The sequence below is a fragment of the Breznakia sp. PF5-3 genome (assembly GCF_029504745.1).
Lineage (GTDB): Bacteria > Bacillota_I > Bacilli_A > Erysipelotrichales > Erysipelotrichaceae > Breznakia.
Map to the genome: position 1 here is coordinate 1 of NZ_JAQFIQ010000027.1, position 19,584 is coordinate 19,584.

Below are 19,584 nucleotides of genomic sequence, written 5' to 3' on the forward strand. Positions count from 1 at the left end.
ATTTAAAACAAAATAAAAGCTTGGCTGCAAAAGCATAACCAAGCTGTATATAAATTTTATTTATTTCATCTGTCTACTTGACAGGGGTAACATCACAAAGAGAGGAATCGGCTTTTATATGAAAAAAGTTTTTACTATGAGTGTTTATTACTATTATACTTTTGCAGAATATTTTCTAGCGTCTTGGTTGTGATTTGATGAATAGGTAAGAACGGAGCTGGGTTAGAAGTATGTTCTCCAATTGACTTTTCAAAGATGGCTACATCATGCCATTTTTTATCTTTATATCCAGCATTATGGTATTTTCCTATTTGCTTAAAGCCAAGGCTAGTATGAAGGCTTTCACTTTTTTTATTTGGAAGAGTGACAATGCCGTATACGGTTTTAACCTCTTGTAGTTTTAAAATTTCAATAATTGCTTGGTAAAACTTTTTCCCTAAACCTTTAGAAGTAGCTACTTCATCAAGATAAATTGATAATTCAGCATTCCACTGATAAGCATCTCGTGCTTGATAGCGATGTGCATATGCATATCCTATAATTTGTCCAGCTTCTTCATATACTAAAAAAGGGTAATTCATCTTAATGTTTTCAACACGTTTAAAAAAGTCTTCTTCACTAGGCAAGGTATATTCAAAGGTGATTGCTGTATCAATATATTGTGCATATATCTTTCGTAAAAATGGAATATCTGAAGTTGTGATAAAGCGTATCATAGACGATCTCCTTTCACTTAAATTATTAGATCTACAATGGGATCCCCAAAGTAAATGATGAATGCCATAATGATTAGATAAATAAAAGCATATTTTGCAATCTTCTTAAGAATTTCTCCATCTTTTCCACTTAATGATGTTGCAGCACATCCAATGGCAATGCTTTGAGGAGATAACATTTTTCCAACTCCAACGCCAAGTGAATTGGCAGCAGCTAACCAATACTCATTTGCATGAATTGCCTTTGCGGCTTCCATTTGTACATTTCCAAACAATACTTCAGAACTAGTACCACTTCCTGTGACAAATGTTCCCAATGCACCAAGAACTGGTGCTACAAGAGGATAGAAAGATTTCATTGCAGTTACTAATAATTCAGATATAGAAGTAATCATTCCACTATACCCCATGATTTTCGCAGTTCCTAAAACACTCAACATGGTAACAACAGTTTTTGACATTTGAATACATGTGTCTTTTAAAACGTGTAACATTCCTGCAAGACTAACCTTTTGAATTCTTCCACCAATAAATCCAGATAGAAAAATCAAGATTCCAGGAGTTGCAATCCATACGAATGTATATGGTGTTGCATTTTCGCCAGTATAAATTAGTACAGAAGATTGAATACTATTTAATGGTTCATAAATGAAAGGAACCATTTTGCTTGTCAATAATAAAAGAATGAAGATTAAAATAAAAGGAGCCCAAGCATAAAGAGCCTTCTTTAAATCAATAACTTCTTTTTGTGGTTCCACCTCTAGACGATATGCATCAGGAACAGGGTGCTTTTTACTATGATATTTCGCATAAGCAAAGGTTGTAATTAAAGAACAGACACTACCAACAATCACAGGTAATTCAGCACCAATGAAGCGAGCAACAAGGATTTCTGGCAAAATATATGAAATAGCTGATAATGTTGTTAATAGGGTTATACCTTTTAATGATTTGAATCCTTTTCCTGTTAAAATAACCATTAAGAAAGGAGATATAAAAAGTAATGGTGTAGCTTGTATTGTTTGAACAAAACCCAAAATAATTGGATCTAAATGGGTTAGGTTTGAAAGCGTTACTGTGGGAATACCAATGGACCCAAACATGGTTGGCATTCCATTGGCAATCAAACATACAAGAATTGCTTTTACGGGTTGAAATCCCAGTGCACATAACATACTTGCAGGAATAGCAATGGCAGTTCCAAATCCAGCAATACCTTCAAGAAACCCTCCAAAACACCATCCAACAAGAAGCACTAAGATACGCTTATCATAACTAACAGAGGTAATCATTGATTTAATTGTATTCATCGCCCCAGAATAAACGGTTAGATTATATGTGAATACCGCAGCAATGATGACTAGGATGATGGGCCATAAAGCCATAGCAAAACCTTCCAAAGCAGCACTACTGGCATCTAAAAGGGACATTTTCCACACTAAAATAGCAAGGAAAAAAGCAATTACAAGTGCTATGATACTTGCTTTAAAGCCTGCCATTTTAAATTTTGTAAGTGCTATGATCAACCATATGATTGGAGCCAAAGCTAAAAGAAACATTAAAAATAGTTGCATATATATTCTCCACAGTTTTTATTTTAGAATGTAATTATAAAAAAGTCTAATTATATAACTATAAAATAAAACAATAAAAGAATTATACCATGATTTCTTTATGATGTAGAATGAAAGTGGTATAATAAAAAAGAATGTGAGGTTGTTATGAATAAAGGAAAATTTATTACGTTTGAAGGTAATGATGGTTGTGGGAAAACAACGATTTCAAATAGAGTATATAATCAATTACTGGAAGATGGGTATGATGTTATTTTTACTCGTGAACCAGGTGGAATAGATATAGCAGAACAGATTAGAGAAGTGATTTTAAATCCTGAAAATACCGCTATGGATGCAAGATGTGAAGCACTGTTATATGCTGCAGCACGACGTCAACATTTGATTGAAAAGGTACTTCCAGCACTAGCTGATGGAAAAATTGTTATCTGTGATCGGTTTATTGATTCATCCTTAGCTTATCAAGGCGCTGCTCGGGGTCTTGGAATGGATGAAATATATCAAATCAATGAATTTGCCATTGATGGGAATATGCCATATGCAACAATTTTATTACGGGTAGATGCCGAAACAGGATTAAAACGAATTGCATCTCGTAAAGATAAAGACCGTCTTGATGTAGAGGGAGAGAAATTTCATAAATTAGTTGCACAGGGATATGATGAAGTAGCAAAACGTTATCCACAACGCATTCATGTAATTGATGCAACTTTAGATGAAGATGAAGTTTTTAAAAATACATATATGCTAGTCAAGGAATTGGTGGAATAGCATGTTTCAAGAGGTATTAAAGGCAGAACATCCCCAAGTCTATACGATTTTAAAGAATGCTTTATTAAATGATCGCTTAGCGCATGCATATATGTTTGTTGGTGATAAAGGTGCTCCTAAAAAAGAAACAGCATATTTATTAGCACAAAGCTTGGTATGTGATGAAGAAGGATTTGGATGTGAACAATGTGATGCATGTTTACGTGTTCAACATAATAATTATGCGGATATGGTATATTTAGATGGTAGTGAAATATCCATTAAGAAAGAAGATATCATTCGTTTAAAAAGTGAGTTTTCAAAGACCAACGTTGAACAAAAAGGAAAAAAAATATACATCATCGATGGTGCTGAATATGCAACAATCAGTGCATTAAATAGTTTGCTTACATTTTTAGAAGAACCAGATTCACAAACCATTGCCATCTTACTTGTGGAAAATAGTGATCGTATTTTGGATACAATTAAATCAAGGTGTCAAATGATTACTTTTCATAAGATGAATAAAGAAGAGTGTTTTATAAGAATTAAGGAAGAGTATGATATACTAGATGCATATCTATTAAGTCATATAGGACTTCATCAAGATAAGCTAAAAGCGATGGAAGAAAGTGAAGAATATCAGCATGCACGTTATGTATTTAAAACATATATAGAAAAGTATTTAAAACATTATTTAGATGCTAGTGTGTTTCTTCAAAAAGATGGTTTTGCGAAAAGTAAAAGAGATCAAAAGCTTGTTCTTCATTATGTTTTGGATATGATGAATTTATTAGCAAAAGATGCACTTATACACAAACGAATCAAAGAAGCTTGGTATGATGAAATGCTAGAACTTATGGATGAGCACACAGCTGAACACATTTTAGTTGTAGCAAATAGAATCAAGGACAAAAATATAAAATCAGTAAATTTAAATTTATTGGTTGATCAATTTATATATGAAATGGAGGAATATGATGAGTAAAAATTATAACTTTACACATGTTGTTTCTGTAAGTTTTGATGAGAATGGAAGAACTTATACATTTGGTGCTGAATCATCAGATTTTGCAAATGGTGAAAAAGTGGTAGTGGAAACAGTTCGTGGAATCGAGATGGCAACAGTATGTGGAGATGTCATAAAAATTGATGATTATCATAATAATTTAGAGTTAAAACCAGTTTTACGAAAAGCTAACAAAAAAGATCATCAGAATTATGAGCAAAACATTGAAAAAGCAAAAGAAGCAATGAAAATCTGTGACAATGAGATTAAAAAAATTGGTTTGGATATGAATTTAATCGAGGCCGAGTATACACTGGATCAAAGTAAAGTAACCTTTGTATATGTTTCGGAAGAACGGGTTGATTTTAGAGAGTTATTAAAAAGTCTAGCAACTATTTTTCACTGTCGTATAGAATTGCGTCAAATCGGACCTAGAAATAAGGCGAAGATGGTAGGTGGAATTGGACAATGTGGACAAGAGTGTTGTTGTAGTCGGTTTATGAATGATTTTTCGATGGTTTCAATTAACATGGCAAAGAATCAAATGTTGGCATTGAATATCCAAAAACTTTCAGGACAGTGTGGAAAGTTAAAATGTTGTTTGCGTTTTGAAGATGAATTATATAAAGAAATAAAAAAAGATCTACCAAAAATAAACTCAAGGATTGAATATAATGGGAAGCAATATCGCATTACTAGTTACAATGTCTTAATGCAACAGGTAAAGATTGAGAATAATGAAGATGTACAGTTTTTAGAATTTAGAGATCTTTGGCCGGATATGAAATACTATGATTAAAAGACAAAAGAGTTTTCATAACACAGCTTCAACGTTATATTTAGTAGCAACGCCAATTGGGAATTTACAAGAGTTGACACCAAGAGCAATCGAGATTTTAAATCAGGTAGATATTATTGCTGCAGAGGATACAAGAAATACGATAAAGATGTTGAATTATTTTGATATAAAAACGAAATGTATTTCTCATCATCTACACAATGAAAAAGAAAGTATTAAAGGAATTCTTCAATTATTAGAAGATGGAAAAGATATAGCACTTGTTAGTGATGCGGGTTATCCATTATTATCTGATCCAGGGCAAGAGTTAGTACAAAGAGTAATTGATGAAGAATATAATGTTGTCCCTATTTCGGGAAGCAGTGCAGCCTTAAATGCCCTTGTCGCAAGTGGTATCTGTGCGCAACCTTTCTTATTTTATGGTTTTTTGGATGCAAGCGAAAGTAAAAGAATGAAAGCATTGGTAGAATTAGAAGATCTTCCCTATACAATTATTTTCTATGAAGCACCTCATCGAATTGAAAAAATGTTGCGGAGTTGTTTAGAAATATTAGGAAATCGTAAAATTTGTTTAGCACGTGAATTAACTAAAAAATATGAAGAATTCTTACGTGGAACGATTGAAGAAGTATTATCCGTTATTGATGAGGTAAAAGGAGAGATGGTCGTAATTGTAGAGGCTGTTGAAAAAGAGAAAGCAATTTTACCTGTTCCAATATTAAAAGAAAAAGTAGATAATTACATTGAAAGAGGATTCAGCAGTAAAGAAGCAATAAAAAAAGTAGCTCAAGAACAAGGGTTGTCTAAGAACTACTTATATCGTGAATATCATAATTTAAATTAACTATCTGGCTAATATACATAGTCAGATAGTTTTTTTGCTTTTAGACTAGCATTCATAACGATTCCAAATGCAAGCATATATGATAATAGTGAAGATCCCCCTGATGAAATTAATGGGAGGGTAATTCCCGTAATCGGGAAGAGACCGATTACCATTCCAATATTTTCTAGTTGTTGAATGATTAACATTCCTAAAAATCCAATAATCATTAATTTTTCAATATTATTTTTACTTCGTGAGGCGATTAAGAATAATCGCAAATCCAAAGCGACACAAAGACCAACAATAAAGATACATCCTAAGAATCCAAAGTTCATCCCAATAGCTGCAAAGATAAAGTCAGTATGTGCTTCTGGAATACTGATGACATCAGCTTGAAAACCATGACCAGTTAAGCCACTAGAACCAAGGGATAAGATAGAAGAATATAGTTGTAAACCAGCACTTGTTGAATATTGTTCTGGATATAGCCAACCATAGATTCGCTTTACTTTATAACTAGAACCGAATATTTTGGTAAATAGTGTTTGATTAAAATAGAATAAATAAAAGAATGTAACTAGTGCTACGACAACAAGAATGGTTCCAATAATAATCCATTCTCTACGAATACCAGAACATATTACCATTAATAAAATAGTAAGAATGATAATAAGGAAAATCCCTGTATCTGGTTGCAATAGAATTAATGCTAATGGTGGTAATAGCCATTTTCCAAGTTTAAGGAAAAGTTGAATATCACTTTCAAAAGAATCTTCTCGTTTATCTTCGTTGTGATCTACAATCGTGTATGCAGATATGATAATAAGAATAACTTTCATGAACTCCGACGGTTGGATCGTTCCAATGAAGGGGAACTCTAACCAAGCGGTGGCTCCATTAACCGTTTTTGCAAAGGGAAGTGTCATTCCTAAAAAACGTTGAAAAATATGTAAATCAAGAAATAAATATATTAGTAAAGCTAAAAAGATAAAATATCCGATTCTAGCAAAAGTATTAAGATTATCATTTCCTAGGTACATGATGATAGCAATAACAATAATACCAATGATGTAAAATTGAATTTGTTTTCCTAAAATTCCATTGAATCCACCAGTAGGTACATAAGCAGGAACTAGTGGAAAGGCAGCATAAATTGCAATGATACTTGATATAAAAATCAACACTAGGATAATTGTAAGAATGAAATCAAACTTTTGCGGTTGACGGACTTTCGATAATTGTTGTTTCATAAAATCTTCTCCATCATTCGATGCTCAATATCAGCATCTAAATATATATCACCATAGGCAATAAAACCATTTTTTTCATAAAAAGGAATTGCTACAGTTTGTGCTCCTAAAACAAGTTTTTCAGCTTGTTCTTGATGAGCTATTTTTTCAATCTCCTTTAGCATAAATGAGCCACAGTGTTTATTACGAAATTCTTTTAACACAGCAACACGACCAACGTGCCAAGTTGTTCCATGACGAATGACACGACAAGTAGCAATTGGCTTATTGTCGCTGTAAACAAGGTATTGATTACAGGTTTTGTCTTCTTCATCTAACTCGATCAGAGGATCAACACATTGTTCTTTGACAAATACTTTGATACGGATTTCCATAAGTGAAAAATATTCAAATTGTGTAGTTGCTTTTGTGAATCTCATGGATTTCCTCCTTCTGAATTTTGCATATGTATATGGTATCACAGAAATGATTTTGATACCATGGTAGATATATAAAATCATGTGTAAAAGTTGACAAAGGAATATAGAGGTTATATAGTATAAACGTAATAGAAATACCCGGTAGGTGAGATTCCTACAAGGATACGGGCTACTGCCGCAAAATAGTGGAAACACTATTCGCTGGTCAACAGGTGTTATCGCATAAAAAGGTTTCATCTAATGTAGTTTCATCGCCTTGTAGAGTCAAAGCTCAAACGGTGGCGATGTGATTTTTAATCCCATACTGCTTTTTGAGCGTGTGGGATTTTTATTTGAAAAAGGAAACGAGGTGAAGAAAAATGGACGATGGTAGTGTGCTGAGAAAATATAAATATTTTATGATTTCAAAGAAAATGTCGAATACATTCGTCTATTTTCTTTGCGACAGTGTATAGATTAGTTTATGTTTTCATTGCAGACTATTGTTAAAACATTCCTATGAAATTAAAACGAAGAATAGGAGATGAGGACAATGGCAAAAAGAATAAATAGAGCAAGTGAAGTTCGCTTACAAGAACACAAAGAAGCAATTAAAAACAGATTGTTGGAAGCTTCAAAAATGAATAATGATGAAGTGCTTCTTAAATATCATACAACAATGGATGGTTTAAGCGACACACAGGTAGAAAAGAATGTGGAAATGTATGGAGAAAACATCATTTCTAAAAACAAAGAAGATTCGGTATTTAAAAGATTATATGATGCATTCATTAATCCTTTTACAGTGATTTTGATTGTATTGGTTGGTGTATCTTTTTTAAGTGATGTAGTTTTGGCTGCACCAAAAGAAAGAGATTATACAACAATTATCATTATTTCTTGTATGGTATTTATCAGCGGTATTTTAAGGTTTGTGCAAGAATCACGTTCAAATAATGCAGCAGAAAAATTAAATGAAATGATTGAGACAACTACAAAAGTCAAACGGTTGAATGAACAAGAAAAAGAGATTCCACTTGATGAAATAGTAGTAGGAGATATTATTTATTTTTCAGCAGGAGATATGATTCCTGCTGATATGCGTGTACTTAACGCAAAAGATTTATTTGTAAACCAAGGATCATTAACAGGAGAAAGTGAACCTGTAGAAAAGTTTGCAAACAATAAAATAAAAGGAACACTTACTGAAACAAGCAATTTAATTTTTATGGGAAGTAATGTTGTAAGTGGTTCAGCAATTGGCGTGGTATTATCGGTAGGAGATGATACAACATTTGGTTCCATTGTTGGAGATGTAAATCAAAAAGCCCCAGAAACAAGTTTTGAAATAGGAATTAATAAAGTTTCGTGGGTGTTAATTCGTTTCATGTTGGTTATGGTACCAATTGTTTTTGTGATTAATGGACTTACAAAAAATGATTGGTTACATGCCCTTATGTTTGCTATTTCAATTGCTGTGGGATTAACTCCAGAAATGTTGCCAATGATTACAACGACATGTCTTGCAAAAGGTGCAGTAGCAATGTCAAAGAAGAAAGTGATTGTGAAAAACATGAATTCCATTCAAAATTTTGGTGCAATGGATATATTGTGTACAGATAAAACAGGAACAATAACGGTTGATAAAGTAGTATTGCAACATAATTTAGATGTACATGGAAATGAAGATGATCGTGTATTACGACATGCATTTTTAAATAGTTATTATCAAACAGGATTGAAAAATTTTATTGATTTAGCAATCATTAATAAAAGTAAGCAAAAGGATATTGATGATATTGTAATTGATCGTTTTGAAAAAGTGGATGAAATTCCTTTTGATTTCAATCGTCGTAGAATGAGTGTTGTAGTTAGTGATAAAACCGGAAAAACACAATTGATTACCAAAGGTGCAGTTGAAGAAATTCTTAGTGTATGTTCATTTGTTGAATATCATGGAGATGTACAACCAATTGACGAGAATATTAAGGATAAGGTATTAAAGGTTGTTGAGCAGTTGAATCATGAAGGAATGCGTGTAATTGCAGTTGCACAAAAGAGTAATCCTGCAGTGGTTGGTGCTTTTGAAACAAAAGATGAAAAGGATATGGTATTAATTGGATATTTGGCATTTTTAGACCCGCCAAAGGAAACAACAAAAGAATCCATTCGAACGCTTGTTGAGTATGGAGTAGAAGTAAAAGTTCTTACTGGCGATAACGATATGGTTACGAAAAGTATCTGTAGACAAGTAGGTATTGATGTTAAAGAGGTTATTTTGGGTAGTGATTTAGATGAAATGAGTGATGAAGAAGTTAAGAAGGAAGTTAAACATGTTGATGTATTCGCAAAATTATCACCATCACAAAAAGCAAGGTTAGTAAAACTAATGAAAGACAATGGAAATGTTGTTGGCTTTATGGGAGATGGCATCAATGATGCTCCAGCGATGAACCAATCAGATATTGGAATTTCGGTAGATACAGCAGTAGATATCGCAAAAGAATCAGCAGATATTATTCTATTAGAAAAAGATTTGATGGTTCTTGAAGAAGGTATTATCGAAGGACGAAAAACATATGGAAATATGATTAAATACATTAAGATGACAGCAAGTTCAAACTTTGGAAATATGTTTTCGGTTTTGGTTGCTAGTGCCTTTTTACCATTTTTACCAATGAGTGCAGTACAGTTGATTTTCTTAAACTTAATATATGACTTATCTTGTACAGCAATTCCTTGGGATAATGTGGATCTTGAATATCTTAAAAAACCAAGAGATTGGAATGCAGATGGAATTGCAAGTTTTATGAAGTGGATTGGACCTACTAGTTCCATTTTTGATATTACTACTTACATATTATTATATTTTGTAGTATGTCCTGCTGTAACAGGAGGATTATTATTCCATCAAATAAGTGATCCAAATATACAACTACAGTATATCGCAGTATTTCAAACAGGATGGTTAATTGAATCTATATGGACACAAACCTTGGTTATTCATATGATTCGAACACCAAAGATTCCTTTTTTCCAAAGTAGAGCATCACTTATGGTTGGTGTATTTACAAGTATATCAATAGTTGTGGTAACGGTTATTCCATATACTATTATAGGAGAAATGTTACATCTTACTCCATTACCATTGCTATATTATGGTTGGTTATTATTAACGATAGTATTATATATGGTTTTGGTTACGATTGTGAAAAAATACTATATTAAAAAGCACGGTGAACTATTATAAAAGCTGATGATTTTATAGTATAAGTTTTATATTGGAGATATATAGCATATAATAAAAGAACAAAATGCTCTTTTATTATAACTTTTTCTCTTAAATTACTTAATAATAAAATGTTTAGAGTATATAATAGTAGTGAGGTAAGATACAGTATGAAAAAAATATTAATCATTGAAGACGAAGCGAGTATTAGAAAACTGGTTGCATATGATTTAAAACAAGTAGGTTATGATGTATATGAAGCAGAAGATGGATTGCAAGCAAAGGAAATGATAGAGAATGATACTTATGATTTGCTTTTAATCGATTGGATGATTCCCCATATAAGTGGAATCGAATTGGTTAAACATTTTCGTGCAAGAGATGTACATAGCGTTTTTATAATGCTGACAGCAAAAGATGAAGAAGAAAATATTCTTGAAGCGTTTGAAGCAGGTGTAGATGATTATGTTTCAAAACCTTTTTCGCCTCGTGTATTGTTAGCACGTATTAACTCACATTTAAAAAATAAAGAAAGCACTAGTAGCAATGTATTCGCAGATCTTGAGATTGATGAAAAGAAACGAAAGGTTATGATTGGGAATGAAGAGTTGATTCTAACCAAAAAAGAGTATGATCTTTTATGTTACTTTATTATGAATGCAAACATTGTATTATCTAGAGATCAGATTTTAAATGATATTTGGGGATTTGATTATGATGGAGATACAAGAATTGTAGATGTTCATACATTTAAATTGCGTAGCAAATTAAAAGAAAGTCAAGTTGAAATCAACTCGAGTCGAGGAGTTGGATATATTTTGGAGGAAAAGAATGAAGAAAGAAAGGATTAGTGAAATCCTAACGGTTTTAGTTTTTGCATTATTAGCATTGGGTGTATTTCAAATTCACCCATTTTTAGTAGTGCTAGCAATGACTGCTACATTTATATATATTCTTTATAGAAATGATAATGAATTTGAACAACGCTCACGGATGGAAAGCAATCAACTAGCAAATCGCGTGAAAACAACAGCCTCGGATGCATATTTGAAACAAAAGCGATTATACACACTTGTAGCTAATATTCCATTACCTCTTGTTTTGTTGAATATAGATGGAAAAGTAGTTCTGTATAATTCTTTTTTTGAGGTTTTTCGTGATAACAAGGATGATCGCGAATTGACGTATAATAAAAATGATTTTGAAAAAGACATTCATAAGTTTGTAAATGATGCTTTTATTTTTGAACGGAATATCGATAAAACAATGAGTGTTAAGGGAAAAGAATATCAGGCAATCAGTGTTCCCATTACGACAGAAGGGAAGTTTAGTGGTTGTGTTGTGTTGTTTCAAGATATTTCAAAAGCGAAAGAAAAGGAGCAAATGCAAAAGGAATTTATTGCAGATGCTTCTCATGAATTAAAAACACCAATTAGTGCAATTAAAGGAATGATTGAAATTTTAAATCGTGATTCTTTTGATGATGAAGAAATAAGAAAAGAATTTATGATTCAAATTCAAAAAGAAAATGATCGTTTAGAAGCCATTGTTAGAGACTTATTACAATTATCTAGGCTATCTAGTGATGTACTTGTATTGAAAAGAGATTCTATGGATTTTACAAGAATTCTTGATGCAAGTATATCTTCTTTACAACAAAAAGCAGAAAATAAGGGCTTGAAAATTGTAGCAGATTATCAAACCCATGAGGATGTCTTTGTAGACTTTGAACAAATGGAAGTAGTGGTAAATAATTTGTTGAATAATGCGATTGCATATAGTGATTCAGGGACGATTACTTTACGAACATATAAAAAAGATGATTATTATGTATTTGAAATACAAGATGAAGGAAGAGGTTTAAGTGAAGAAAATACGCATAAGATTTTTGAACGGTTCTATCGAGTCGATAAAGCTCGCTCTCGCTTGAGTGGTGGTTCGGGATTAGGTTTATCAATTGTAAAATCAATTTTAGAAGCCCATAATGCAATTTTAGAAGTGGAGAGTGAGGAGAATAAAGGGTCCGTTTTTAGAATTTTAATAAAGTATTAATAAGACGCTAGATATTAGTATATATCTAGCGTTTTTAATGCTTAACGAATGAAAAATTGAAAGTATAAAAATGAGGTTTGAAAACACTCGCTTTTTTTAACCCTTTTTTAACAATTCCTTGATTTTTATTTAATCTAAGACATGTATGCTTAAAGTGTAAAAGGGAGGCTTGAAATGAAAAAATTTCTTAGCGTGTGTGTACTATGCAGTATGTTATTAGTTGGTTGTGGTGGGAAAGCATCTGGTAGTGAAACATCTGAATTTGTAGTTGGAGGATCAACATCAATTCAACCATTGATGGAGCAAATAGCAGAAAGTTACAATAAGAGCAAATCAGGAAAAATTACTGTTCAAGGTGGTGGTTCTAGTGTAGGAACTAAAGGGGCAATGGATGGAACGTTTAGTGTTGGAATGGCATCGAGAGCATTAAAGGAAGAGGAAGAAAAGAGCTTAGAAGGAACTGTAATTGCGCTTGATGGAATTGTCATAATTGTGAATAAAGATAATCCAATTACAAATATTACCTTAGAACAAGCGAAACAAATTTATACAGGGAAAATTACAAATTGGAAAGATATAGGTGGCAAAGATCAGGAAATTGCCGTTGTCTCTAGAGAAGAAGGTTCAGGGACAAGAGATGGGTTTGAATCGATTGTTGGATTTGAATCATCACAACTCATTGCGAATGCGGATATTCAAAATGCAACAGGAGCAGTTATTAGTAATGTATCTGGTAATAAACAAGCAATTGGATATATCTCAATGGGTTCAATGTCAAATAACATTAAAGGATTAACCATTGATGGTGTTGAAGCAAGTGAAGCTACTATATTAGATGAAACCTATAAATTACAACGGCCATTTATGTTGTGTGTAAAAAAAGGTGATGAGTCAGCAAAAGCATTATTTGACTTTATTTTCTCAGATGAAGGAAAGCAAATCATTCAAGAACATAAATATATTCCAGTAGAAAGAGAAGGCTAGAAAATAGTTGGCACATTATCTAATGTGCTTTTCCTATAGAGAGGAGAATGTATGAAATCAATAGAATATAAAAATCGATTAGATAGTGTGTTTAAAAAAATAGTTTTCTTTTTTACGTTTGTTTCCGTTATTGCATTAGCAGCAATTCTAATCTTCACACTTTTAAAAGCACTACCGTTATTTAAAGAAGTAGATATCATATCTTTTATTACTTCTGATGTATGGTCTCCATCAAATGGTCAGTATGGAATCTTGGCTTTTATTGTTGCTAGTGTTTTAACTACGTTGGCTGCTGTTTTAATTGGCATTCCGATAGGGTTGTATACGGCAATCTTTATTAGTGAAATTGCACCTAAGAAAATCAGTAACTTTGTGTTGTTTTGTATTGAAATATTAGCAGCTATTCCAAGTGTTGTATATGGATTTTTCGGTTTAACAATGGTTGTGCCATTGATACAAAAAATCTTTCATTTACGTAGTGGATCGACATTGTTAACAGCATCGATTATCTTAGCATTGATGATTTTACCAACCGTAGTATCTTTATCAACTTCAGCATTGAAGAGTGTTCCAAAAGCAATTGAAGAAGGTTCTTTGGCTTTGGGAGCAAGTAAGATACAAACGATTTTTAAAGCTAAAATTCCATATGCTAAAAGTGGTATCCTAACATCTTTCTTATTAGGATTGGGAAGAGCATTAGGTGAGACAATGGCAGTGATTTTAGTGGCAGGTAATTCTAATATGATGCCAATTCTTAATCCTCTATATGAAGCATTCTTGAATGGAGGAAGAACGCTTACAGGAAATATTGTGATGGAATTAGCATATGCAAGTGGAACGCATGAAGCAGCGTTATTTGCAACAGGAGTAGTTTTATTTATATTTGTAAGTTTAATTAATGTAGTCATATTAGTTGTTAAGAAGAGAGGTGTTACCTCATGAGTAGAAAAGTAAAAGATTCCATACAATTAGGTTTCATTTATATAGCAAGTGCAATTAGTATTTTATCTTTATTGCTTATTGTTGGGTTTGTATTAAAGAACGGATTAGCTCATGTAAATCTAAGTTTCTTATTAAATTATTATAGTGTTAGTGGCAAAGATAGTGGTATTTTACCAATGTTGATAGGAACCCTATATATTGTATTATTGACATTGCTTATCGCTACACCAATTAGTATCTTTAGTGCTATTTATTTAAATGAATATGCTAAAGATAATAGAATTACACGAATAATTCGCTTTGCTATCGATGGACTTGTAAGTGTACCAAGTATTGTTTATGGATTGTTTGGTTTTAGTTTGTTTGTAACGATTCTACAACCACTTACAGGAGGATATTCAATTCTTTCTGGTTCTTTGACTTTAACCATTATGATCTTGCCTATTTTGATTAAAACGATTGAAGAAACATTAAAAACAATACCAAATAATATGAGAGAAGCATCCTTTGCGTTAGGGGCTAGTAAAGTACAAACCATTTTTAAAGTAATCTTGCCAACTAGTTTAAGTGGAATTATTAATGCAATAATTTTAGGAATGGGAAGAATTATTTCCGAGAGTGCACCTTTGTTACTAACTGCTGGTATGGTATATTACATGCCTGAGGGAATTTTCTCTTCTAGTCGAACATTGACAACACATTTATATTATCTTGCAAGTGAAGGTGTTAATGATGAAGCACGAGCACAAGCATATGCAACGGCAACTATCTTGATTGTTATGATTGTTATATTGAATCTTCTTACAAGATTGATTGCGAAAAGAATTCATAAGAAAGTAGGTAAGTAAAATGGAAGATATAAAATTTAATGTGAAAAACCTTAATTTATACTATGGTGATTTTCAAGCTTTAAAAAATATAAATCTAGCAATTAGATCTAATAAAGTAACAGCATTAATTGGGCCATCTGGGTGTGGGAAGTCGACATTTCTTAGAACCTTGAATCGAATGAATGATTTGGTAGATAATGTGCGAATTGATGGAGAAATTGAATTTGACAATCATAATTTATTATCAAAGGATATTGATGTAATTGCACTTAGAACAAAGGTGGGAATGGTTTTTCAAAATCCAAACCCATTTCCAATGAGTATCTTTGATAATGTTGCATATGGTCCAAGATGTCAAGGAATTAAGGATAAAAAGGAGTTAGCAGCGATTGTTGAAACATCGTTAAAGCAAGCGGCATTATGGGATGAGGTAAAAGATCGATTAAATAAGAATGCAATGGGTATGTCAGGAGGACAGCAACAGCGATTATGTATTGCTCGAGCAATTGCAATGAAACCGGAAGTTATCTTGATGGATGAACCAACAAGTGCATTGGATCCAATTGCAACAAAGAAAATCGAGGAATTGATTGATATCTTAAAAAAAGATTATACAATATTAATTGTAACGCACTCGATGCAACAGGCATCACGAGTAAGTGATGATACAGCTTTCTTCTTATTAGGTGAGGTTATAGAGTTTGATTCTACATTAAAATTATTCTCGAATCCAAAACATAAGAAAACCGAAGAGTACATTACTGGTAGATTTGGATAGGAGGCAAACAATGATTAAATTAGATAGAAAATTAAAGAAATTAGAAACAAGTGTTATTCATATGGGAGAACAGGTTATTGAGCAACATCGTCGTTGTGCACAGGTGCTTACAAATTATGATGATACGCTTGCACAGCAAATAGTTGATAATGATGAAATCATTAACAATTATGAAGTTAACATCAATGATCAAGCAATTGCAGATATTGTATTGCTTCGTCCAGTCGCAACGGATTTGAGAAGAGTGTTGGTAGCAATCAAGATTGCATCTGATTTAGAAAGAATTGGTGATTATGCAAAAGGATTGGCAAACTATATTTTAAAAAATGAGAATGAAGAGGAGTATCATAGTTTATTAAATCATGCGGTAATCATGGAAAATAAATTGATTCAGATTTTACAAGATGTTATGAAGTGTTATAAAGATAAAGATGCTCAATGTGCTTATGAAATTCCCAAACAAGATGAGGAATTAAATAAATTGCTTCGTGAATTCCGTCATAAATTAGTAGCAGAAAAGAATCCTAATTTAAGACATGTATTTTATCTTTCTAATTTATTTCGTAATATTGAGCGAGCAGGAGATCACAGTGTTAACATCTGTGAGCATATCGTATATTTATGTAAAGGAATTCAATATGATTTTGATAAAGTTTCTCAGTAATGAGAAGCTTTTTTTGTTTATCATAAAGTTAAAAAAATAGGCAATAATGCCTGTTTTTTGGTATTATTTAAGTATATTCACACAACGTTCACAAAGAAACCCCATGAACTCCATACATGATAAGGGTTTCTCATATATAATGTAGAAAGGAGTGATAACGATGAAAAGATTATTAATTGTAGATGATGAAGCGAATATTCGTGAAATCATAAAAAAGTATGCAAAGTTTGAAGGATATGAATATTGTGAAGCAAAAGATGGATTAGAAGCAATCGATGTTATGAAGAAAAATGAGCATATTGATTTGGTTATTATGGATGCAATGATGCCAGAATTAGATGGTTTTAGTGCTTGTAAAGAAATTCGCAAGTTTAGCAATGTTCCGATTTTGATGTTATCAGCACGAGGTGAAGAATATGATCGAATTCATGGGTTTGAAATCGGTGTTGATGATTATGTGGTAAAACCTTTTTCACCTAAAGAGTTGATGATGCGAATTGCGGCAATAATGAATCGTTATCAAAATTCAAATAATGTAGATAAATTCATATATAAAACATTTGAAGTGAATTTTACTTCAAGGGTTGTGAAAATTGACAATGAAAGAGTTGAACTATCTCCAAAAGAATATGATTTATTATTTTATTTGATTAATAATAAAGATATTGCTTTAACTCGTGAGCAATTAATCTCAAAGGTATGGGGTTATGATTTTTATGGAGATGATCGTACATTGGATACACATATTAAATTGCTTCGTAAGAAATTGCAGCAATATAGTACAACCATTGTGACGTTGAGAGGAGTAGGTTACCGTTTTGAAACTAAAGAAGATGAAGCTGAGGACTAAAGTATTTGCTTATATACTTATATTTGCCATGATAATCATTGCATTATTATGGGTTTTTCAGATTGTCTTTTTAGATGACTTTTATAAGATGATAAAGACACGCCAAATTCAAAGTACAGTAGATGAAATAGCAGATCATATACAGGATAATGTTGAAAGTAATGAAATGGAATCTTTTTTATACTCTACAGTAATCAATGGAGAGTATTGTATTCAGGTATGGGAGAAGGATAGTGAAGCAAATGGTAAAGAATACTATACACGCTTATATCAAGACGTTTTGACGAATCCTGGAATTTGTGGATATCAAAATGATACTTCAATATCTGTGGAGGATCATGATTTGTATATGCAGGCAAGTGAAAATGATGGAGAAGCGACAATGTCTTCATCAAATTCCATATCATTACCATCTGGGGTAAAAATCAAAAATGATTTTGATGGAATTACAGTCGGAAGAATAATTTATACAGAAGATGATACAAAGTATTTTTTAATTGTAAATTCACGAATTTCTCCAGTAAATGAAACAGTGGATACACTAGTTCAACAGCTTGGGATTATTACAACGGTATTGTTATTATTAGCATTTGCTATTGCATTAATTATTGCAAATAATGTTTCAAGGCCAATTCAAAAGATTACAGCGAAAGCGCGTCATCTAGGAAAAGGTGATTTTGATATTCATTTTGATGGGAAGGGATATTTAGAGATTGAAGAGTTAAATGATACATTGAATTATGCAGTACAGGAATTAGGTAAGGTTGAGAATTTAAGAAATGAATTGATTGCTAATATGTCACATGATCTTCGTACACCATTGACGATGATTACTGGATATAGTGAAGCAATACGTGATCTTCCAGGAGAAGATACAAAAGAGAATATTCAAATTATCATTGATGAATGTACACGTTTAACAAATTTAGTAAATAGTATTTTAGATTTGTCTAAAATTCAATCAAGAGTAGAAGAGTTAAAGACAGAGAAGTTTAATTTAAGCGAACAAGTAAGAACAATTTGTGAAAGATTTGATACGTTATTGAAAAAAGATGGGTATGAGATTCAATATATACAAGATACAGAGGAGGATGTATATGTTGAAGCGGATCAAGAGAAAATTAGCCAGGTAATTTATAATATCATAGGTAATGCTGTCCATTATACAGGCGAGGATAAAAAAATATACGTTCGTCAAACTTGTATGAATGACATTGTGAGAATAGAAATCGAGGATACAGGAAAGGGTATCAAGGAAGAAGATATTCCTTATGTATGGGATCGTTATTATAAACTAAAGACAAATCATAAGCGACAAGAATTAGGTACGGGATTAGGTCTTAGTATCGTAAGGGGTATTTTGGAATTGCATGCTGTACGATATGGCATTATAAGTGAAAAAGGAAAAGGGGCTAATTTCTATTTTGAATTTCCCAAAGTGAAAGAATAGGCATTTGTGATTTTTTGATATATAATGGTTATAACAACCATTTGGGGGATTACAATGAAACGAATAATGACAATATTTTGTTTGTTTTTCTTGTTGGCAGGATGTCAAGCAAGTGGAAAAACAAATGATACAACTGAAAATAAAAAGGAAATACATATGGAACTTTATATAAGAGATATGGATAAAAAAGTTGAAGTAAAGGAAAAGGATTGCAAAGAACTTCAATCTTTACTTGATATATGCCCATATGATGGGGATCAATATCATGAAGAAGATAATCCAGAAGGATATCATTTGCATATGGCAGATAGTGAATATGTATTAACAATTATGGAAGGTAAAGAAGTTCTTAAAAAAGTATACATATGGAAAGATGGAGATCATGTGAAAATAGATGAAAATTGGCATTTTGTTGATGAAGCCAAAGATCAGATTTTAACGATTCTTCAATCATATGAAAAATAAGGTATCGAAAGATATCTT

At 32.1% G+C, this 19,584-nt stretch carries 19 protein-coding genes and 1 riboswitch; of the genes, 15 read left to right on the forward strand and 4 right to left on the reverse strand.

The window, feature by feature from the left end; translation table 11 throughout:
* Window positions 1-134 precede the first annotated feature (134 nt).
* Together M2475_RS07400 and M2475_RS07405 are read right to left on the reverse strand one after the other, a co-directional pair.
* Window positions 135-716, reverse strand: a complete 582-nt coding sequence (locus M2475_RS07400; RefSeq protein ID WP_277490558.1) for a GNAT family N-acetyltransferase — start codon at window positions 714-716, stop codon at window positions 135-137.
* 17 nt (window positions 717-733) lie between these two features.
* Complete coding sequence (locus M2475_RS07405; protein ID WP_277490559.1) at window positions 734-2,290, reverse strand: L-lactate permease; 1,557 nt, start codon at window positions 2,288-2,290, stop codon at window positions 734-736.
* A 147-nt stretch (window positions 2,291-2,437) separates the two neighbouring features.
* On the opposite strand from M2475_RS07405, the gene tmk reads away from it, so the two are divergent.
* The 4 genes from tmk to rsmI are packed head-to-tail and all read left to right on the forward strand — an operon-like array spanning window position 2,438 to window position 5,692.
* Window positions 2,438-3,061, forward strand: a complete 624-nt coding sequence (gene tmk, locus M2475_RS07410; protein WP_277490560.1) for a dTMP kinase — start codon at window positions 2,438-2,440, stop codon at window positions 3,059-3,061.
* A gap of 1 nt (window position 3,062) precedes the next feature.
* Complete coding sequence (locus M2475_RS07415) at window positions 3,063-4,028, forward strand: DNA polymerase III subunit delta (protein WP_277490561.1); 966 nt, start codon at window positions 3,063-3,065, stop codon at window positions 4,026-4,028.
* Window positions 4,021-4,848, forward strand: coding sequence for a regulatory iron-sulfur-containing complex subunit RicT (gene ricT / locus M2475_RS07420; RefSeq protein ID WP_277490562.1), 828 nt, complete (start codon window positions 4,021-4,023; stop codon window positions 4,846-4,848). Before M2475_RS07415 ends, ricT begins: the two co-directional genes overlap by 8 nt.
* Window positions 4,841-5,692, forward strand: a complete 852-nt coding sequence (gene rsmI / locus M2475_RS07425) for a 16S rRNA (cytidine(1402)-2'-O)-methyltransferase (protein ID WP_277490563.1) — start codon at window positions 4,841-4,843, stop codon at window positions 5,690-5,692. Before ricT ends, rsmI begins: the two co-directional genes overlap by 8 nt.
* 8 nt (window positions 5,693-5,700) lie before the next feature.
* Here rsmI and M2475_RS07430 read toward each other — a convergent pair whose 3' ends face one another.
* Window positions 5,701-6,924, reverse strand: coding sequence for an FtsW/RodA/SpoVE family cell cycle protein (locus M2475_RS07430; protein WP_277490564.1), 1,224 nt, complete (start codon window positions 6,922-6,924; stop codon window positions 5,701-5,703).
* Window positions 6,921-7,343: a GNAT family N-acetyltransferase gene (locus tag M2475_RS07435; protein ID WP_277490565.1), complete on the reverse strand. Its 423-nt coding sequence runs from the start codon at window positions 7,341-7,343 to the stop codon at window positions 6,921-6,923. The genes M2475_RS07430 and M2475_RS07435 overlap by 4 nt, the downstream gene beginning before the upstream one ends.
* A gap of 130 nt (window positions 7,344-7,473) precedes the next feature.
* Window positions 7,474-7,633, forward strand: a riboswitch (M-box (ykoK) riboswitch).
* Between the two features lie 242 nt (window positions 7,634-7,875).
* Here M2475_RS07435 and mgtA point away from each other — a divergent pair.
* The 11 genes from mgtA (at window position 7,876) to M2475_RS07490 (ending at window position 19,566) form a co-directional block, all read left to right on the forward strand.
* Entirely contained in the window at window positions 7,876-10,572 is a 2,697-nt protein-coding gene (gene mgtA, locus M2475_RS07440; protein ID WP_277490566.1) for a magnesium-translocating P-type ATPase, read from the forward strand.
* 149 nt (window positions 10,573-10,721) lie between these two features.
* A complete protein-coding gene (locus tag M2475_RS07445) occupies window positions 10,722-11,402 on the forward strand; it encodes a response regulator transcription factor (RefSeq protein WP_277490567.1) in 681 nt (226 codons plus the stop codon).
* Window positions 11,383-12,603: an ATP-binding protein gene (locus M2475_RS07450; RefSeq protein WP_277490568.1), complete on the forward strand. Its 1,221-nt coding sequence runs from the start codon at window positions 11,383-11,385 to the stop codon at window positions 12,601-12,603. The genes M2475_RS07445 and M2475_RS07450 overlap by 20 nt, the downstream gene beginning before the upstream one ends.
* A gap of 174 nt (window positions 12,604-12,777) precedes the next feature.
* On the forward strand, window positions 12,778-13,587 hold the full coding sequence (locus M2475_RS07455; RefSeq protein WP_277490569.1) for a phosphate ABC transporter substrate-binding protein: 810 nt from the start codon (window positions 12,778-12,780) through the stop codon (window positions 13,585-13,587).
* A 51-nt stretch (window positions 13,588-13,638) separates the two neighbouring features.
* Window positions 13,639-14,529 (forward strand): phosphate ABC transporter permease subunit PstC, encoded by an 891-nt coding sequence (pstC, locus tag M2475_RS07460; RefSeq protein WP_277490570.1) that lies wholly within the window; start codon window positions 13,639-13,641, stop codon window positions 14,527-14,529.
* Window positions 14,526-15,377, forward strand: coding sequence for a phosphate ABC transporter permease PstA (gene pstA / locus M2475_RS07465; RefSeq protein WP_277490573.1), 852 nt, complete (start codon window positions 14,526-14,528; stop codon window positions 15,375-15,377). Before pstC ends, pstA begins: the two co-directional genes overlap by 4 nt.
* 1 nt (window position 15,378) lies before the next feature.
* A complete protein-coding gene (gene pstB, locus M2475_RS07470; RefSeq protein WP_277490579.1) occupies window positions 15,379-16,137 on the forward strand; it encodes a phosphate ABC transporter ATP-binding protein PstB in 759 nt (252 codons plus the stop codon).
* 10 nt (window positions 16,138-16,147) lie between these two features.
* Window positions 16,148-16,801, forward strand: a complete 654-nt coding sequence (phoU, locus tag M2475_RS07475; protein WP_277490580.1) for a phosphate signaling complex protein PhoU — start codon at window positions 16,148-16,150, stop codon at window positions 16,799-16,801.
* A 160-nt stretch (window positions 16,802-16,961) separates the two neighbouring features.
* A complete protein-coding gene (locus tag M2475_RS07480; protein ID WP_277490581.1) occupies window positions 16,962-17,651 on the forward strand; it encodes a response regulator transcription factor in 690 nt (229 codons plus the stop codon).
* Window positions 17,620-19,101: a HAMP domain-containing sensor histidine kinase gene (locus M2475_RS07485; protein WP_277490582.1), complete on the forward strand. Its 1,482-nt coding sequence runs from the start codon at window positions 17,620-17,622 to the stop codon at window positions 19,099-19,101. Before M2475_RS07480 ends, M2475_RS07485 begins: the two co-directional genes overlap by 32 nt.
* Window positions 19,102-19,155: 54 nt before the next feature.
* Complete coding sequence (locus M2475_RS07490) at window positions 19,156-19,566, forward strand: hypothetical protein (RefSeq protein ID WP_277490583.1); 411 nt, start codon at window positions 19,156-19,158, stop codon at window positions 19,564-19,566.
* Window positions 19,567-19,584: the final 18 nt, after the last annotated feature.